This is a genomic window from Paenibacillus abyssi, from assembly GCF_014640295.1.
Taxonomy (GTDB): domain Bacteria; phylum Bacillota; class Bacilli; order Paenibacillales; family Paenibacillaceae; genus Paenibacillus_D; species Paenibacillus_D abyssi.
On the sequence record NZ_BMGR01000015.1, the window covers coordinates 82,503 to 98,300 of the forward strand.

Annotated in this window: 14 protein-coding genes; 2 read left to right on the top strand and 12 right to left on the bottom strand. The window is 45.7% G+C overall.

Features of this window, described 5'->3' with window-relative positions:
* Nucleotides 1-113: 113 nt before the first annotated feature.
* Nucleotides 114-1,217, bottom strand: a complete 1,104-nt coding sequence (locus IEW11_RS20165) for a hypothetical protein (protein WP_188532872.1) — start codon at nucleotides 1,215-1,217, stop codon at nucleotides 114-116.
* A gap of 138 nt (nucleotides 1,218-1,355) precedes the next feature.
* On the opposite strand from IEW11_RS20165, the gene IEW11_RS20170 reads away from it, so the two are divergent.
* Together IEW11_RS20170 and IEW11_RS20175 are read left to right on the top strand one after the other, a co-directional pair.
* Nucleotides 1,356-2,108 carry a polysaccharide deacetylase family protein gene (locus IEW11_RS20170; RefSeq protein WP_188532873.1) on the top strand — a complete coding sequence of 251 codons (753 nt, stop codon included), beginning with the start codon at nucleotides 1,356-1,358 and terminating at the stop codon, nucleotides 2,106-2,108.
* A gap of 92 nt (nucleotides 2,109-2,200) precedes the next feature.
* Nucleotides 2,201-3,028, top strand: a complete 828-nt coding sequence (locus tag IEW11_RS20175; protein ID WP_188532874.1) for a protein-glutamine gamma-glutamyltransferase — start codon at nucleotides 2,201-2,203, stop codon at nucleotides 3,026-3,028.
* Between the two features lie 91 nt (nucleotides 3,029-3,119).
* Here IEW11_RS20175 and IEW11_RS25020 read toward each other — a convergent pair whose 3' ends face one another.
* The 11 genes from IEW11_RS25020 to IEW11_RS20225 form a co-directional block, all read right to left on the bottom strand.
* Nucleotides 3,120-3,254, bottom strand: a complete 135-nt coding sequence (locus tag IEW11_RS25020) for a YjcZ family sporulation protein (protein ID WP_229725503.1) — start codon at nucleotides 3,252-3,254, stop codon at nucleotides 3,120-3,122.
* 202 nt (nucleotides 3,255-3,456) lie between these two features.
* Nucleotides 3,457-3,693 (bottom strand): polya polymerase, encoded by a 237-nt coding sequence (locus IEW11_RS20180; protein WP_188532875.1) that lies wholly within the window; start codon nucleotides 3,691-3,693, stop codon nucleotides 3,457-3,459.
* Between the two features lie 98 nt (nucleotides 3,694-3,791).
* Nucleotides 3,792-5,576: a glycerophosphodiester phosphodiesterase gene (locus IEW11_RS20185; RefSeq protein WP_229725505.1), complete on the bottom strand. Its 1,785-nt coding sequence runs from the start codon at nucleotides 5,574-5,576 to the stop codon at nucleotides 3,792-3,794.
* A 75-nt stretch (nucleotides 5,577-5,651) separates the two neighbouring features.
* Nucleotides 5,652-6,647: a zinc-dependent alcohol dehydrogenase gene (locus IEW11_RS20190; RefSeq protein ID WP_188532876.1), complete on the bottom strand. Its 996-nt coding sequence runs from the start codon at nucleotides 6,645-6,647 to the stop codon at nucleotides 5,652-5,654.
* A gap of 46 nt (nucleotides 6,648-6,693) precedes the next feature.
* Nucleotides 6,694-8,937: a helix-turn-helix transcriptional regulator gene (locus tag IEW11_RS20195; protein WP_188532877.1), complete on the bottom strand. Its 2,244-nt coding sequence runs from the start codon at nucleotides 8,935-8,937 to the stop codon at nucleotides 6,694-6,696.
* 73 nt (nucleotides 8,938-9,010) lie between these two features.
* Nucleotides 9,011-9,877 carry a carbohydrate ABC transporter permease gene (locus IEW11_RS20200; protein WP_188532878.1) on the bottom strand — a complete coding sequence of 289 codons (867 nt, stop codon included), beginning with the start codon at nucleotides 9,875-9,877 and terminating at the stop codon, nucleotides 9,011-9,013.
* Nucleotides 9,871-10,815 carry an ABC transporter permease gene (locus IEW11_RS20205; protein ID WP_229725522.1) on the bottom strand — a complete coding sequence of 315 codons (945 nt, stop codon included), beginning with the start codon at nucleotides 10,813-10,815 and terminating at the stop codon, nucleotides 9,871-9,873. The genes IEW11_RS20200 and IEW11_RS20205 overlap by 7 nt, the downstream gene beginning before the upstream one ends.
* Before the next feature lie 110 nt (nucleotides 10,816-10,925).
* On the bottom strand, nucleotides 10,926-12,572 hold the full coding sequence (locus IEW11_RS20210) for an extracellular solute-binding protein (protein WP_188532880.1): 1,647 nt from the start codon (nucleotides 12,570-12,572) through the stop codon (nucleotides 10,926-10,928).
* Nucleotides 12,573-12,877: 305 nt separating this feature from the next.
* The gene (locus IEW11_RS20215) at nucleotides 12,878-13,741 is read right to left on the bottom strand and encodes a sugar phosphate isomerase/epimerase family protein (protein WP_188532881.1); all 864 of its coding nucleotides are present in this window, start codon (nucleotides 13,739-13,741) and stop codon (nucleotides 12,878-12,880) included.
* A 59-nt stretch (nucleotides 13,742-13,800) separates the two neighbouring features.
* Nucleotides 13,801-14,862: a Gfo/Idh/MocA family protein gene (locus tag IEW11_RS20220; RefSeq protein WP_188532882.1), complete on the bottom strand. Its 1,062-nt coding sequence runs from the start codon at nucleotides 14,860-14,862 to the stop codon at nucleotides 13,801-13,803.
* A gap of 18 nt (nucleotides 14,863-14,880) precedes the next feature.
* A complete protein-coding gene (locus tag IEW11_RS20225) occupies nucleotides 14,881-15,798 on the bottom strand; it encodes a Gfo/Idh/MocA family protein (protein WP_308422757.1) in 918 nt (305 codons plus the stop codon).

The following is a 15,798-nucleotide window of genomic DNA, read 5'->3' on the forward strand; positions in this document are numbered from 1 at the left end:
TCACTCCATTTTCATGATTATAGGTTTTCGAAGACAAAGTAAATCTATCCTTACTATACTCATCTTCAGAAGGGTTGTCTGCAAAAAAGTTCCACTCCGCTTCTACAACAGAATCAGGTAATGGAATCAATTTTCCATGGGTCTATTAGCGATAGCCTGCTCAACGTAAAGGTCAGTCTTGCTCTCTCCTCGCGCGCTTTTTGATAAATGCTGACATCCACCGGTATCTCAATCTCCAATAAGTCGGAGACATCCTGTTCATGATGGTCTGATCTTTTCCGTATGCCGGTGATATGCTCCTTCATTTGAAGGTAATGCTCAAGCTGCTTATGCTCTGATTTCGGGAAGATCATTTTCAAAATTTGTGTTTCCTTCAAGTTTAACGCGCTGATAAAGATATCCGCCATTTCGTATGGCGATGCACCGTCCACATACTCCCGCAGCTTTCCGCCTGCCTTGTGAACCATTAATTGATGCTCAGGGTCAATATTGCCGGACCCGTGGACAGAGCTGCCCAAAAAATGGATGCAAAAATGACCCGAAAAATCATTGTCAGGGATGCCGTCGCCGCCATGCGGCATACCGTGCATCGAGGCGGCTAGCAGTTCATGATCAGTCTGCACTAAAATCGCTTTCCGGTGCCAGCTCCAATGTCCATTATATATTTGCTTCATGGCCGCCGTATCCTTCTTCGTCAACGGCTGCACATCAGCGTGGCTTGACCCGGCCCGCCTTTGTACATGAAAGGTTATTCCCGTTTCCATATCAATCACTTTAAACTTCATTTTTTTCGGGATTAATGTTTTGGCCTCAACCCATGAAATGATCTTTCCATAATGTGCAGCTCGACATTCCTCCGCATGTTTTATAAGCTCCCTCTTCACATCCGCATGCACTTCAATCAGCTCTCTGTTCTGCTCATTGTACAGGTTTCCTCTGTGGTCAAGGAGATATGTAACCTCCAAGCCGTTATTCCTTAAGGTCAAATAAACATCCGATACCGGAATGGACAACGCCTTTGTTCGAGTTTCGCTGCGGATAATCCGTTCCGCCAATTTAATGTCCTTTATCGTGAGTATTGTTGCCCGGCTTGAATCCGGAGATGCTTTCACTGTCAATATGATTTGGACTGGAGCGGCTTTAACCATGTGGACGTGAAGCATGGATAGGACTGAGAAAACAATGACTATAATCACCCATTTGTTCATCTTATTCAAGATCAATTTCCCCCCACCTATTTCTTTTCGTTTCAGTGTCTGCAATTCATGGAGGACGATTCAGGAAAATTGAACCGGAATAATAACAGGCCGAATTTAGAATAATAAAATGGATACGTTTGGAGGGATACAACAACCATGGCTATCCGTATAATCATAACTGCAAGTTGTTTGATGATTGCACTGTGCCATCCCGGCTTTACTTCTGCTGCACCATTAAATAAAGGCCGGCAGTACTTTGAAGCGCGCGGTGAGATCGTCTGGGAAGTGCCGACCGATGAAAAATTAATTGCTTTAACCTTTGATGACGGTCCCGATTCGATGGACACCCCGGCGATATTGGACCTGCTCGGCCAATATAATGCGAAAGCAACCTTTTTTGTCGTTGGCAAGCGTGTGGAAAAGTACCCTGAATTAGTAAAAAGGGAGATCGTAGAAGGACATGAAATTGCAAATCACACCTATAATCATATGTATTTTAACAAGGGTGTAAATGCGGAAAAAATCCAAGAAGAAATTAAAAAAGCCGAGCGGCTCATTTTTAATATCACAGGACAAAAGCCAAGCCTTTTCCGCCCGCCCGGCGGTTTTTATAACGAAATGGTCGTTAGTGCTTCCATAAAATCGGATTATCAAATCGTCATGTGGTCATGGCATCAGGATACAAGGGATTGGAGCACCCCTGGCGTGAACGCCATCGTGAATAAAGTATTAAAAAATGCCCGAAACGGTGATATCATTCTGTTCCATGATTATGTAGAAGGTCAGACGCAGACAATAGAAGCATTAGAACAAATTTTACCTGAATTAAAGAATAGAGGTTTTCAATTCGTAACCGTATCGGAACTGCTTACCCACCGCAAGCAGCTTTCTCCCGCAGTTTTCGATTAAGAACTTCAGGAAATGCGCATAGGACGTTCCTTCTCCCTCATAAAATACAGAGTATGGCATGAATTGCTTACGGGGAGGCACGAGAGCAGCTTATGATACTAATAGCCGGTGAAGAAAGAACCGTCGATGTTTCCTCCTGGCCGCAGCTCGCAAAGGATATTTATGAGCAAAAGAGAACAAGCCCTCGTACATACAACTATAATTCCATTTATCATTTACAATTCGAAATGACGTTAAGGATAAAGATCGTTGAAGCCGCAGACGCCTTGGATCAAAGCGGAGTATCCTTTGCCACATTTGAAAAATCCAAGTGTAATGATCAGTATTGGAAGTTGACAGATGAGGGTGGCTTCCAACTAAAGATGGCTGTAACTCCGGCAGAAGGAATCAGGGATATTTTTAGGAACGGAAGACAATATAGCTTTGAGTGTGCAACAGCGATCGTCATCGTGCTGTACAAAGCGGTATTGGATGTGATACAAGATCATGAATTCAATCGGCTCTTTGCAAACCTGCTGTTATATGACTGGCATTATGACAGCGATCTGCGGCTCATTCAGGAGCAAGGGAGCCAATATTCCTATCCCGGCGATATATTGTATTTCAAAAATCCTGACGTCGCTCCTGAAACGCCGCAATGGCAGGGTGAAAATGCGGTCAAGCTAGATGATGATTTGTATTACGGGCACGGCATCGGCATTTTACCGGCACAAGGAATCATCAACCGCTTGAATCAGCTCCGACGGCCCGGCAGCGTTACTTCCGCTTATATGACCGAGCAGGTTGTATTTCCGGATTTCCTCTATTTATCACAATTTGCGCCCGGGGCGGATCGTCTCCATAACATTGCGCTCTTCCATTTCACCACCGGAATACCGTCCATTCGCGTATTAATTGGCAGTCAAAGATGGCATGCTTGAGCGGCAGCTCCCGGTATAAACAGCTAAGCCTGCACCCTGAAGGTGCAGGCACGCCTTTATCATCATTTGGAGGAAAGAAAATCAATGGAAATTACCAGACCCAAGCGCGGCTAATGATAACGAGCAGAATGAAAAGAACAAGGATAACGCCTGTGCTAGTAAATAATCCAGCACCTGCACATGATCCAACTCCAACTCCACCAACTCCACCAATTCCGTATCCCATTGTTCAGCACCTCCCTTTCCTTTAGCTAAGTTACTATATGAGCTATAAGCAATCTTGGTCTAGACGATTCATGAAAATGGGGATATGTCTATCCGGCTGCGGAAGAACCCTGCTGCTCCCGCATAACAAAACAAGCTGACGCCTGTTGAACATGGCATCAGCTTGTTTCATGCGTTTAAGCTTATGACGAGTAATTGAGAAATTATCTGCCGTCGAGGAAATATCGGAATATCCGCTGCGCATCCTCCGGCTCATGGGCAATGATCTCAATATCATGAATCTCTGCTTCACTGAATAATTTGCTTAAGCCGACATACTGGCTTAACTTGGATTTAAGATTTAACCGGTCGCCTTCTTTACTGACCAGTTCAACTGTACCTTTACAGGTGTCCAGCAATTGCAAAAAACCGTCTACATCATCTATTTTATAGATTTTCATGTAATTACCTCCCACACGAAGTTTGATTTTATTCTTATTATACACCTAGTTACGAATAGCAGCAATTTGCAGTTGAAACAAACGTTATACTGTTCCTTCTATCGCAATGCCACCATAGTCTGCGCTTTTTCGGGATGATCGGTAATGATGCCGTCGATGTCATATTTCAGCACCTCTCTGATGTTGCGCTCAATATTAACCGTCCACACCCACACTTCCCGGTTGTTCCGGTGAGCGCGCTCTATGAACCGATCGGAGAGCATGCTTTGTTCAATCGTATAGAAATCAACGTCAAGGGCGGATAAATTGCCTGCTGCCAAGTACAAAATCTGGCCGATTTTAATATCGTTATTCATACTTCTGATGATATTCAATACGTGATAATCGAAGGACTGAACATAACAATCGGCTGTCATGTCATACGATTCGATGAGCGCTGCCACTTTCCTCGCTAATTCATCCTTTTCGCCATACGGCTTGATTTCAACAATCAGCTTGGTCTTTCCCTTGACCTCCTCAAGCACCTCGATCAGAGTCGGGATCGGTTCACCTTGAAAATCATCCGAAAAGTGGCTGCCGATCTCTAAGTCCGCAATCTCCGCGTAAGTTAAATCATGCACACTTGAATTAACGCCGGCGACTCTATTCAACGTATAATCGTGATTGAGGACGACAATGCCATCCTTTGTCATTTGAACATCAATTTCAACGGCATCCACGTTTTTGTTGATGGCTGACCAAATGCTGCTCATTGAGTTTTCCGGAGCATGATACAGATCGCCTCGATGGCCGGCCACGGACACATTCCACTTCAAATAAACCAGATTGCTGTTAATCGAATGGTTCAATACGAATGTTCCTGCGAGATAAAGGATTAACGTTAATATAAGGTAAAACCTCTTTGTGCGTGTTTTAAAATACGTACTCGCTTTCAGTTCTAAAGCAGCGAAAAGCCTGCTCTTATATACCCTCAGTTGATCCTGAATCTGCACGCCCTGATCCTTCTGAAACTGATAAAACAGCCGGGTGATAAAGATCATATTCACAGGTATTAATAACAGCGTAAACACAAATGTGATCACGCTGGAGAAAGTAAGAAACAAATCATTGATCACAAATTTAACAAATGGAATGTCCAGCAGTGAAAAAATAAAAGACAGGGCCGAAAGAACAGCAAAGCCCACTGAGAAAATAATAATGTTCAACAAAATCAATTGCAGCAAGATTTTTATTTTATACGACTTCGTCAGAGCAAAACTGCTTTTGATCGCTTCTCTTGTTGATTTTCTTTCAATAATAATAAAATGAAGCGCAAATATCCATCGGATGAACAGGTAGACAGCAGTCAAGAAAACAACCGCATATAAAGCAAGAAGCAGTTGTGATCCGTGAAGATGATTGGTAATTAATATCGGAATATTAAAGCTGCCGAATAAACTCCCGAACAAAGGCGTATCAATGAACGGAATCAAAAATAAAAACAGCAGTATAAGCTGGATAAAACCAAAGCTTATCAGCTTCGGAATCGCTCGCAGCGTTGTCATGAGAGCATCAGCAATAAGAACCTCTTTGCCAAACACCTGCTTTTGCGCAATGATAAGAATGACCCCGAACTCGATAAATAATACGATCACGCACACTAAACCGATCAAAGTCAGGCCAATGAGACCCTTATAACTCAAACCGATCTGATAGACATCGCTATTCAGCAAGAAGTTCGTTCCCATTGCCCTTAACATGCGATTGAAAATAAACGCTATGATCGGAACAAATAAAAAGCTTGTAATTAGCATGTAGAATGCTTCGAACAACAAGAGCTTTCTATAGGTAAGGCTGAGATCGTCCATGAGATCGTCCATGCTGTTCTTGATTCGTGCTATCACCGTGTTCACCCACACAATTCAGAATATCTACTATAATAACACGGGTGATTTAAACTGAGTAGCTGGCAGCGAAGTTTAATATTGGATAAGCGTACCTATCGTTTTGTTCGGCCTCTGGTAGTTTTCATACGCCTCGGCCGCTTGAAGAAGCGGATAGATATCGGTAATCAACGGCTTCAGGGAGATCCGTCCCTCTGCTAACAAGCGGATATATTCGCCGATATTTCTTCCCTCCGTCCAACGTACATACCCGACTGGATAGTCCTGGTTCTCTTTCTCATAATTTTCGTCATATCGGCCAGGGCCGCCTGCCCGTGAGATCAATATTTGGGCTTCCTTGCCGAACATAAGACCTCTGGAAAATTCCGTGGTCAGGTCGCCGACGATGACAATTTTCCCGCGATCCCGCAACCAGGAGAATGAGCAGTTAATGAGCTCTTCGCCTCTGCCGCTTGCGCAGAGGATAACGGCATCCGCCCCATGAGGCCCGCAAGCATCCGATAAGCTTTGTTCCAACTGTGCCTGGTCATTGTAGACATGCGCTAATCCCTGCTGCCTTAACATCGCCGTCCGTTCCGGATTCAGATCAATACCGGACGTCCGATAAGCTGCCGCATGGCTAATCTGTGCAATCAGGTTTCCTAATATGCCCAGGCCCACGACAACTGCGGATTCCCCGAACCTGAGGTCAGCAATGCGAAGCGCATGAATCGCGATTGCGCCTAAGCCTGCAAAGGCCGCTTCCTGAGGGGATACATGGACGGGGACGACAGCGGTTAGATTGGATGGCACCAATAACCACTCCGCATGCTGTACGTATGGTGCGCCATAGCAAGCAACCCGCTGGCCGATCTCTACATCCATGACGCCTTCTCCGATTTGCTCTACGATTCCGGCTGCACTGTAGCCTAATAAGGCCTGCTCATGGGCTGCGCGTTTAACAAAACCGAGCTCCGTTCCGGGGCTGATTGCTGAATATTCAGTGCGAATAAGCACATGGCCGGGTAGCGGCTGAGGTTTATTTAATTCCGCAATGACAATCTTTCCTGACTGGGCAGCAATGGCTTTCATAATGATCCCTCTCGATACTTATAGTAGATTAGTGTTGTTAGATGAACTAGCTTTTTCGATACTCGCTTGGGGATATGCCATAATACTTTTTAAAGGTGGTTGTAAAAGTCGAGGAGTTCAAATATCCGGTCTTCTCGCCGATTTCCGCGACAGACATCTCTGTTTCCTTCAACAATTTTCTCGCGTGTGATAACCGTACCTTATTTAAATATTCTACATACCCGACCCCAAACGTTTTCTTGAAATAATTGGAGAAATACTTCGGCGTCGTCTCTAAGAGTGCCGCCATATGGTCAAGATACAAATTATTCATGTAATTTTTCTCGATATATTGAGCGATAAATGTCTGATCCATTTTCGTTTTCGGCACTTGCTTGCCTTTTTCGCACACATACTTCGCGATGCGTATGAGTTCATCTTGAACGCTTCGATAATCCAAGGCATGCTTCACTTTATTGATGAAAGCGGCCTCCATATCTTGAAATTGCTGCGTACTTGTCTCATTATTCGAGAGATGCTTAACCATATAATAAAACATCATTTTGGCAACGTCCATGAATTGGTGATAATGGATATCGCGTGAAGCATTCTCCTCCATAATTTCATCCACCAGCTTGATGCTTTGCGCTTCGTCAGCGTGAATAAGAGAGCTGGACAGCTTCTCGAATTGGTCGAACGGAAAATAAACTTTAACTGACCGGCGAATCGACTCAATGTCAAAGACCGGACCTTTCTCACTGATGTTTCTGTACATCATTACATCTGTAACATCTTTATACGCTGATCGCCAATGATCCGTTTTGGACTCGTACACTCCGCTGACGGCAGCCCATATGAAGTAATTGTTCAACAACATAATATCCGGCTTTTTCACCGTTTTTCGAAGCGCGGCGATAATACCGGTACGCTCAGATTTGTGATTTAAAGCGATGAGGACCAGGTACCGCAGATTACCGGCATGGAAGGACACCGCATGCGGCCAATTTAATTTCACTTGATGCTCGAGCAGCTTTGAAACTTCCTGGGTGGAGAGTACGGCACGATCCTTTCCCCCGTTAGGCTGCAGGTGCAGGCTGACCATAAGAAAAAAGCGTTTTTCAAACAGATCGGCGAAATACTCCAACATCCGCTGTTCAAATTCTCTGGACATCGGACTCTCATCGATTGCATCCAAGATCATGCCTCTGCGCAATTCTCCATCGACAAACCCCATCTTTGATCGGTACGATTCATTCTCCTCTTGAATCTTGACGATATCGCTTTGAATGCTTCGATAGTCGGCCCGACGGTTGTACCCTCCGCCAAGCAGCAAAACGATTTCCCTAACGGGTTTGTACAAATAGATACTTAGAAGAACCGATAATAGAATAGCCGATGCAATCGTAAAGTAAAGAATCGTCTGGTTTGCTTTCGTGACTGACTTGATATTCGCGAATTGATAGGGAACTTTATCAATATAGGTAAAACCGTTATATTCTGATTTATACAAATTATACTCGTAATCATTCTGCTTCAGTGTCCGTTCTCTACCGTCATCAAGATAGAGTCCGCTTAACATTTCCACAAGATTCCAATTACTTTCCGTACTTAAGATCACGTTCCGGTTCTGATCGAGTACGATTAATGAGGAGCCCTGCATCATCGTTGACTGTCTGACATGCCTTAGCAGCTTTTGCAGGTCAATGATGATGAACACATTTTTATTGGATAGCTGGTTATTTCCGGCCACAACGATTAATTTCCTTCGTCGCTCCAGGTTATTTGTAAATCTTTCGACGTAATCCTCCGCGGGATAAATCCGCATGGCATGCGTTTGGCTCGACAATGACCTCCAATAAACCGAATTGTACAGACGATGGTGATATTTGTTATTAAAAAGCTCATTAAAATCAATCGTACCCGATTTTGTAATTGCCAGATCCGAATTGTCAAAGAAAACGATCACGTCTTCCATGTATTCATTCCCATTAGATGAATTAATAAGGGTAGCCAAGTCCCGCTGCATTTCATATACACTAGACATGTCAAGAGAGCCATTGTCCGTGGCTCCGTTGTAAGCAAGACTATGAACTGAATAAACAAGGTTGTTGATATCACGAAAAACATCATCAAAGGACTGCACAATATTGGTGACGACCAGCTTGTTGTTTTCTTTTACCTGTTCGTATATACCGTCGATGGAATTATTAAATACAATATAATTAGAAACAAACATCAACAGCACAACCAACAACAGGGCAAAAAAGATTTGCAGGAAGCTTTTGTTCGCCAACAATCGGATGAATTGCAATATTTCCCACCTCCCCGCAACACTGGGGTATTTCAATCAAACACTTACTTCCATTATACATGATTTGGAACAATTATCCTTTCTCGGATCCGAGCATAACACCCTTAGCAAAATACTTCTGCGCAAACGGATAAATCATTAACACGGGAATCATCGTAATAAAAATCGTCGCGTTTTTCATCGCTTCAGGCGCAAGGGTCACCCGATCGACCAGGCTGTTCGTTTGCTCCGCCGTAGCAAATATGAGCATATCCCTCAATACGACCTGCAGCGGATATTTGTTGACATCGTTCAAATAAATCATCGGGATGAAGAAGCTGTTCCAGTGGCCCATGAAGTAAAACAGGCCGATCGAGGCCAGTGCAGGCTTGGAAAGCGGAATGATGATGCTGAATAAAATGCGGTATTCCGAAGCGCCGTCAATGACTGCCGATTCACGCAAGGAATCGGACATGTTTTCATAAAAGCTCTTCAAAATCAATAACTCGATCGTCCAGATCGCATTGGGAATGACAATCGCCCAGATCGTATCGATCATGCCGAGCTGCTGCACAATGAGATACGTCGGGATCATGCCCCCGTTAAAGAACATCGTCAGCACGATCGCAATCATAAAAAACTTCCGTCCGAAAAAGGTGACTCTCGATAACGGGTAAGCGGCGATCGCCGTCATCGCCAGATTGATAAATGTGCCTAGTCCGGTATATAGAATCGTATTGAGATAAGCCCGCGGCACCCGATCCTCGGACAGGATCTGCACATATGCATCAATATTAAAGCCGAGCGGCCATAAAAACACTTTCCCCTGCACAATCGATGCCGTATCGCTGAACGAAATGGCAATGATGTACAGAACCGGATAAACCGTGGCAATCGCAATGAACGTTAATAGGATCGTGTTAACGATGCTGAAAAGGGATAGCCTCTTCTCGCCTACCATATGCTTCTCCCTCCCATTTTCCGGCTTATCACATTCGTTAATGCGAGCATGATCAAAGCGATAACGGCTTCAAAAATACCGACCGCCGATGCATAGCTGTAGTTGGTTTCGAGCAGCCCTTTACGGTAAACATAGGTAGAGAAAACATCCGCCACTTCATAGGTCATCGGGTTGTATAACAGCAATATTTTCTCATAGCCGATCCGGAACATATTGCCCGCATTAATAATAAACATGATCAGGATCGTAGGCATCAAGCTTGGCAGCGTAATATAACGCATCATATGCCATCGTCTGCAGCCGTCCACCCGGGCAGCCTCATACAAGGTCGGATTAATTCCGGCAATGGCCGCTAGATAGATGATGGCTGCGTAACCCATCGTCGCCCAAATATCGGATGCGACATAAATTGTGCGAAACCATTCCGGCGCAATCAGAAAATAGATTTTCTCAAAGCCGATCCAGGCAATGAATTGATTGATCAATCCCCGGTTCGGTGATAGAAAATCGATAACCATGCTGCTGATAATGACAACAGATAGAAATGCCGGCAGATAACTTAAGGTCTGAACCGTTTTCTTAAATTTAATGAACCGCACTTCATTCAACAAAATGGCAAAAATGATCGGAAACGGGAAGCCCCACAGCAAGGAGTAGAATCCGAGCAATATCGTATTTTTGAACAGCAGCCAGAAGTCAGCGCTGTCGAAAAAATTGCGGAAATGCTTCAACCCAACCCAATTGCTGTCCAGAATGCCCCGAAATACGTTGTAATCCTTAAAAGCGATAATCATACCGTACAGCGGTCCGTAACGGAATAAAATATAAAATATAATACAAGGGATAAAAAGGATCAGAAGCTGGCGGTCCCGCTTGATATGGCGCCATATCTTGATCCACCTTGATGACTCGCTCTTTGTGATCCGTGCCTGTTCCAGATTAGCCTGCTGCAATCGGTTCCCTCCTCGCCTGTAGGAAAGCTCTAATCGGATATGGTAACGGTGCACCCGGATTAATCCGGGTACACCGTTTATCCTTCTTCCCTTGCTTATTGCCCGTCGAATCTGGCTTGGGCGTTCTTGTATACTTCAACGTACTTGTCCTCGCCCAATTTTTTCGCTTGGGCAAGCCATGCTTCCCACTCTGCATCGCCATGGTTTTTGTTCAAAATATATTTCGTGCTGAACTCAACACCCGCCTGATAAATCGCATTGTAGAGATCCGCTTTAGCCGTGTTCTCTTCATTCGTAAATTTCAAGACCGGATCAAGCGGCTGTCTCTTATCCTTCATGTTATCCTGCGCTTCCTGTTCTTTCTCGGTGAAGTTAAAGTATACGCTGCGCTCATCGGCACGGAGATACATGCCCTCCAACCACAGTCCGTATTTCTCTTCCAGCAGTTTGATATCGACTTTTTCAGCGTCTGCAAGCTCTGGATAGGAGATGCTGCCGTCAGCTCCTTCCACGAACGATACGCCTTCTACACCCAGCATGACGAGTTCGGCGCCCGAAGGGCTGGAGAGATAATCAAGCAGCTTGAGTGCGGCTTCTTTCTTATCATTGTTGGTCACCGTCAGGCCAAACACAGATACTTGAGGCAGGCTCCGGATCGTATTGGTCGGGCCTACCGGATTGCCATAACGCAGGTCATATTCCGGAATTTCTGCTTTCACCTGGTTATGGAACGTATCCAGTACGCCGATCCAGTCGAATGTGACAAATGAACGGTTGGCCGTCGTCATCTTCGATGTCCAGGAAGCGGCCGTATCGGTAATAAATTCCGGATCCAATAAACCTTCGTTGTAAAGCTTCTTCGCAAAATCCAGCATTTCTTTATATTCCGGCTGCGTAAAGGTCAGGCCCCATGTCTTGTCGTTCTCGTCGTAGAACATCGGATAATCGGCCCCGACTACCCCCCAGCCGTAACCCCAGTCTCTGAAGAAGAACTCTTTTGTCTTCGAAGCGATCGGATAGGAATCCGGGTAGATCTCCTTCAGCTTTTTCATCGCTTCGTAGAACTCATCGGTATTATTCCAGAGCGGAATGCCGTTTGCGTCAAATACGTCTTTACGGTACAGGAAGCCATGGTTGACCTCGCGGTTAACGCCGAAGATCGGCCAGTGATACATGTTCCCTTTATCATCGGAATACGATTTCATGACCCAATCGTTTTCTTCTGCATACAGCTTTTTGAAGTTTGGCAGCTGATCAATATATTCGTTAATCGGTGTTACCACATCTTGACTGCCCATGTCGTTAATTTCCGCAATCGTTAGGCCATGGAAAATATCCGGCAAATTACCTGAAGCCAAGACGACCTTTAACTTGTCTTTATACGTACTGGAAGGGTAGGCCTGAATATCCAGCTTGATTCCGGTTCTCTTCTCAATCTCTGTTGCAATCAGGCTTGTATTCAGATTTGTGTTTTCACTGACTAACATCCAGGATAAGGTCGTTGGTTCGTCAACCAGCGGCAGCTGCAGCCCGCCGGTGTCACCGTACTGCTCGCTCGTGTCCGCAGGCGGCGTTTCTTCTTTGGCATTCGTTCCATTTGTGCTTCCGCCTGAATTGACCGCCCCTGTGTTGCTGCCCCCGGTATCTGTGCTGTTGTTGCTGTTTCCACCGCCGCTGCATGCAGCCAGTACGGAGAAAACAAGCGTAAACGTCAGGAGTAGATAAAGCCATTTTCGTTTCATTTTTCTTTCCTCCCTTTTCGTTTCGAGCTGCTCTGATCTGAGCAATCTCACCAATGGGGATGTTGGATTTCCATTGGCATACCCCAAATATAAAAGCGCTTTCATTTGTCGTAAACCATCCGTTTTCATCCGTTTTAAGTTTTTCACATCAAATTATGAAACGGCCTAAAAATCCTTTATTATCAAGGGTTCCCCATCTGTAGAAAATGCTAATGCGGTAGAAAACGAACACATTGACATCGTTTTTTCTTCTTCGCACACAAACTTCCCCCTAACTCAAAGAGGCAGGGGGATAGTTTGATTAATTATACTTCGTTCCAAAGCTTCCGTACTTGGTTCAGTCCGATTCTGGAGCCTGTCAGGCAATCCTCCATGCCTTCAAATTCGATCGAGATATAACCATCATAACCGGATTGTTTAATCACGCGCAAAACTTCGCGCATGTTGATGTCGCCCTGTCCGGTAATTGCGCCTCGCAGGTAGTTGCCGCCGGCGGTTCTAAACCAGCCTTCCCCGGGATTCTGGCCCTCAGGCCGCAAATAGAAATCCTTCAAATGAATGATGGAGGCAAGCGGAAGATTCTTTTTCACGGATACAACCGGATTCTCGTCCACACACATAAAATTCCCGATATCCAAGGTCGTTTTAAAATTATCGCGGTCCACTTCGTTAACAAGGCGCTGCACCCGGTCAGCAGCCTGAATGTAATAGCCGTGATTTTCCACGCTTGTTGTAATGCCGTACTGCGATGCATAATCGGCAACATGCCGGCAGGCCTCCACCAAGCGAGGCAGATCAAGCTCGAACTGCCGAATTGTCGCTATTTCTATAGGTCTTGATGCCACATCGTGGCGCATGAGCTTTACACCCAGACGATTAGCGATATCAACTTGAGCCTTCACTTCCGCAATCTTGGCTGCAAATTCTTCATCACTGTCCGTTACAAAATTAGCGCCTATCGCATAATTCGAGATATCAATGCCCGCTTTCTGAGCCGCTTGCGTGATCTCATCGATTAATTCCGGATTCTCTTGCAAATTAAAGCCCATCGGTACGATCTCAATATGCTCTCCTCCATGCTCCGCAATCCAATTAATCGCATCAGTAACAGTTAACTGGCCATCGCGAATCGCGCGGAACAAGCTATAGCTGCTTAACCCTAATTTCAAGCTGATCTCTCCTTTCTATGCTGAAACAAGCTTCTAACTCCATCGACTCTTTCCCTCCCCTAAGAGAATTCGATTTCACGGCCTGTACTCGCCGATTCATAGATGGCACATAAAATTTTCATCATTTCCACGCCGTCCTCCACCGGACTTAAGGTTAGTTTGCGGCCAAGCACAGCTTCGACAAAATGATTGATTTCATTTTGAAAAGCCTCCTGAAACACAAATGAACTGTGATCCACCTGAGGCGTCACATTTAATATCGTATCGTATTTTTCAGACACAAGCGTGAATTCCGGCTCAAGCTCAGCCCCGCCGCGCTCTCCGTAAATTTTCACCGACAGCTCATCCTTTTTGGCATGCAGCGTAAAGCTGACGTCAACCATGAGGGAAGCGCCGTTCTCAAACCGGATCAAAGCATTGGCCAAATCTTCAACGGAGTTCAGCGAAGCATCGTAATCGGCCGCTCGATAAAACTTCAGATTTTTAACATTTGCACGGTTACCGAGCCGGTTGTAGGTGTTACCGCTGACAGATTTCACTTTTGGTTTGCCCATCAAGTACCAGCAAATGTCGATCATATGTACACCCAAATCAATTAGTGGGCCGCCGCCCGAGCGCTCCTGATCCGAAAACCAGCCCCCGGGGTTGCCTAATCTCCGCAGACAGGAGGCTTTGGCATAATAAATCTCACCCAATTCGGAATCATCGATGTATTGCTTCAAAATCTGCGTGTTGCCGGCATAACGTCTGACAAAGCCAACCTGGAGCAGTTTGCCGCTCTTTTTCACGGCCTCTTCTACGCGAAGGGCTTCCTCAACCGTTTTGCAAAGCGGCTTCTCCACCAAAACATGCTTACCGGCCTCTAATGCGGCGATTGCGATCTCCGCATGCGAATTATTCCAGGTACAGATGCTGACCGCATGAATTTCAGGCAGCGCAAGCAGCTCGTTATAATCCGTAAATACTTTGGATGCGTCATATGAAAACGCTTTCTCACGGGCCCGCGCTTCATTCAAATCGCAAATCGCGTAAATCTCAGCCTCAGGGTTATTTTTATAAGACTGCAAGTGGACCTCCGAAATGGATCCTGCACCGATAACACCAACTTTAATTGTAGACATGTTCAAATTCTCCTCTCGTTATCCCCTTTTTTTGGTAAGCCGGACTGTCGTTTTGCTTATTCTGCTTTTTTCTGCAGCCTGCAAGAAGCTTATAATTTCAAGGGTTTCAGACCAATCCAGCGGCGGCTGGCACTTCCGAAAAAAACTCATGACCTGCTGCAGCAAGCTGGCGTAGAAAGGCGTCGTCCCGGCCCCAATGTCCACTACAGCCGTTTCATGCTCCCGGTGAATAAAAGCTCCAAACCGGGGATTCCCGGCCCGGCTGCCTCTGACCGTTGCAATCCGTCCATCCTCCCACACTGCGGTGATCAGATCGTGATTGTCATTGGAAACAGCCGTCAGTTCCACACATCCCGGACCCATAACCGCATACAACATTTCAACCGAATGAATCCCGTACCAGAAATAGTGGCCCTGCGTCGGCTCCACACTCATCGGTCCGTACACATCAGTGCCTAAAATTCCGGTACGCCCGTTTTGTTCCAGCACTGCAGTGAGCTGTTCGGCATAACGCAATGCCGAACAGCTCATGACCGGGATGCCCTGTTCCGCTGCAATTGTTAACATCTCACCCGCATCCCGGGTTGTCAAAGCCAAGGGCTTATCGATAAAGACAGGCTTACCGTAAGAGGCAATACGCTTAAACAGCTCGAGATGGACACGGCCGTCCGCCGCTTCCAATAAGATCGCGTCACACTGGGCCGCAACATCCTCGGGAGATTCCGTTGCTTGAACCCCATATTCGGAACGGAGTTTTTCCATATACGCTTCCACACGGTTAATGCTGAGCGGGAAATCCGGTGACCCGCCGGGAAACGCGGCAATCACCTTCCCACCCGGGACATGATGCGGATCCGACGGATCGTTCAACAGCCGCGTAAATGCGGCGGCATGGGAAGTATCCGTTCCAATAATTCCAATTCGCAAATCACCCAT

Excerpts from the sequence above, each read along its gene's own strand:
- IEW11_RS20190 (WP_188532876.1), bottom strand. The coding sequence starts at position 6,647 with ATGAAAGCCATTGCTGCCCAGTCAGGAAAGATTGTCATTGCGGAATTA.
- IEW11_RS20175 (WP_188532874.1), top strand. The coding sequence starts at position 2,201 with ATGATACTAATAGCCGGTGAAGAAAGAACCGTCGATGTTTCCTCCTGG.
- IEW11_RS20170 (WP_188532873.1), top strand. The coding sequence starts at position 1,356 with ATGGCTATCCGTATAATCATAACTGCAAGTTGTTTGATGATTGCACTG.
- IEW11_RS20225 (WP_308422757.1), bottom strand. The coding sequence starts at position 15,798 with ATGGGTGATTTGCGAATTGGAATTATTGGAACGGATACTTCCCATGCC.
- IEW11_RS25020 (WP_229725503.1), bottom strand. The coding sequence starts at position 3,254 with ATGGGATACGGAATTGGTGGAGTTGGTGGAGTTGGAGTTGGATCATGT.
- IEW11_RS20180 (WP_188532875.1), bottom strand. The coding sequence starts at position 3,693 with ATGAAAATCTATAAAATAGATGATGTAGACGGTTTTTTGCAATTGCTG.
- IEW11_RS20220 (WP_188532882.1), bottom strand. The coding sequence starts at position 14,862 with ATGTCTACAATTAAAGTTGGTGTTATCGGTGCAGGATCCATTTCGGAG.
- IEW11_RS20200 (WP_188532878.1), bottom strand. The coding sequence starts at position 9,877 with ATGGTAGGCGAGAAGAGGCTATCCCTTTTCAGCATCGTTAACACGATC.
- IEW11_RS20210 (WP_188532880.1), bottom strand. The coding sequence starts at position 12,572 with ATGAAACGAAAATGGCTTTATCTACTCCTGACGTTTACGCTTGTTTTC.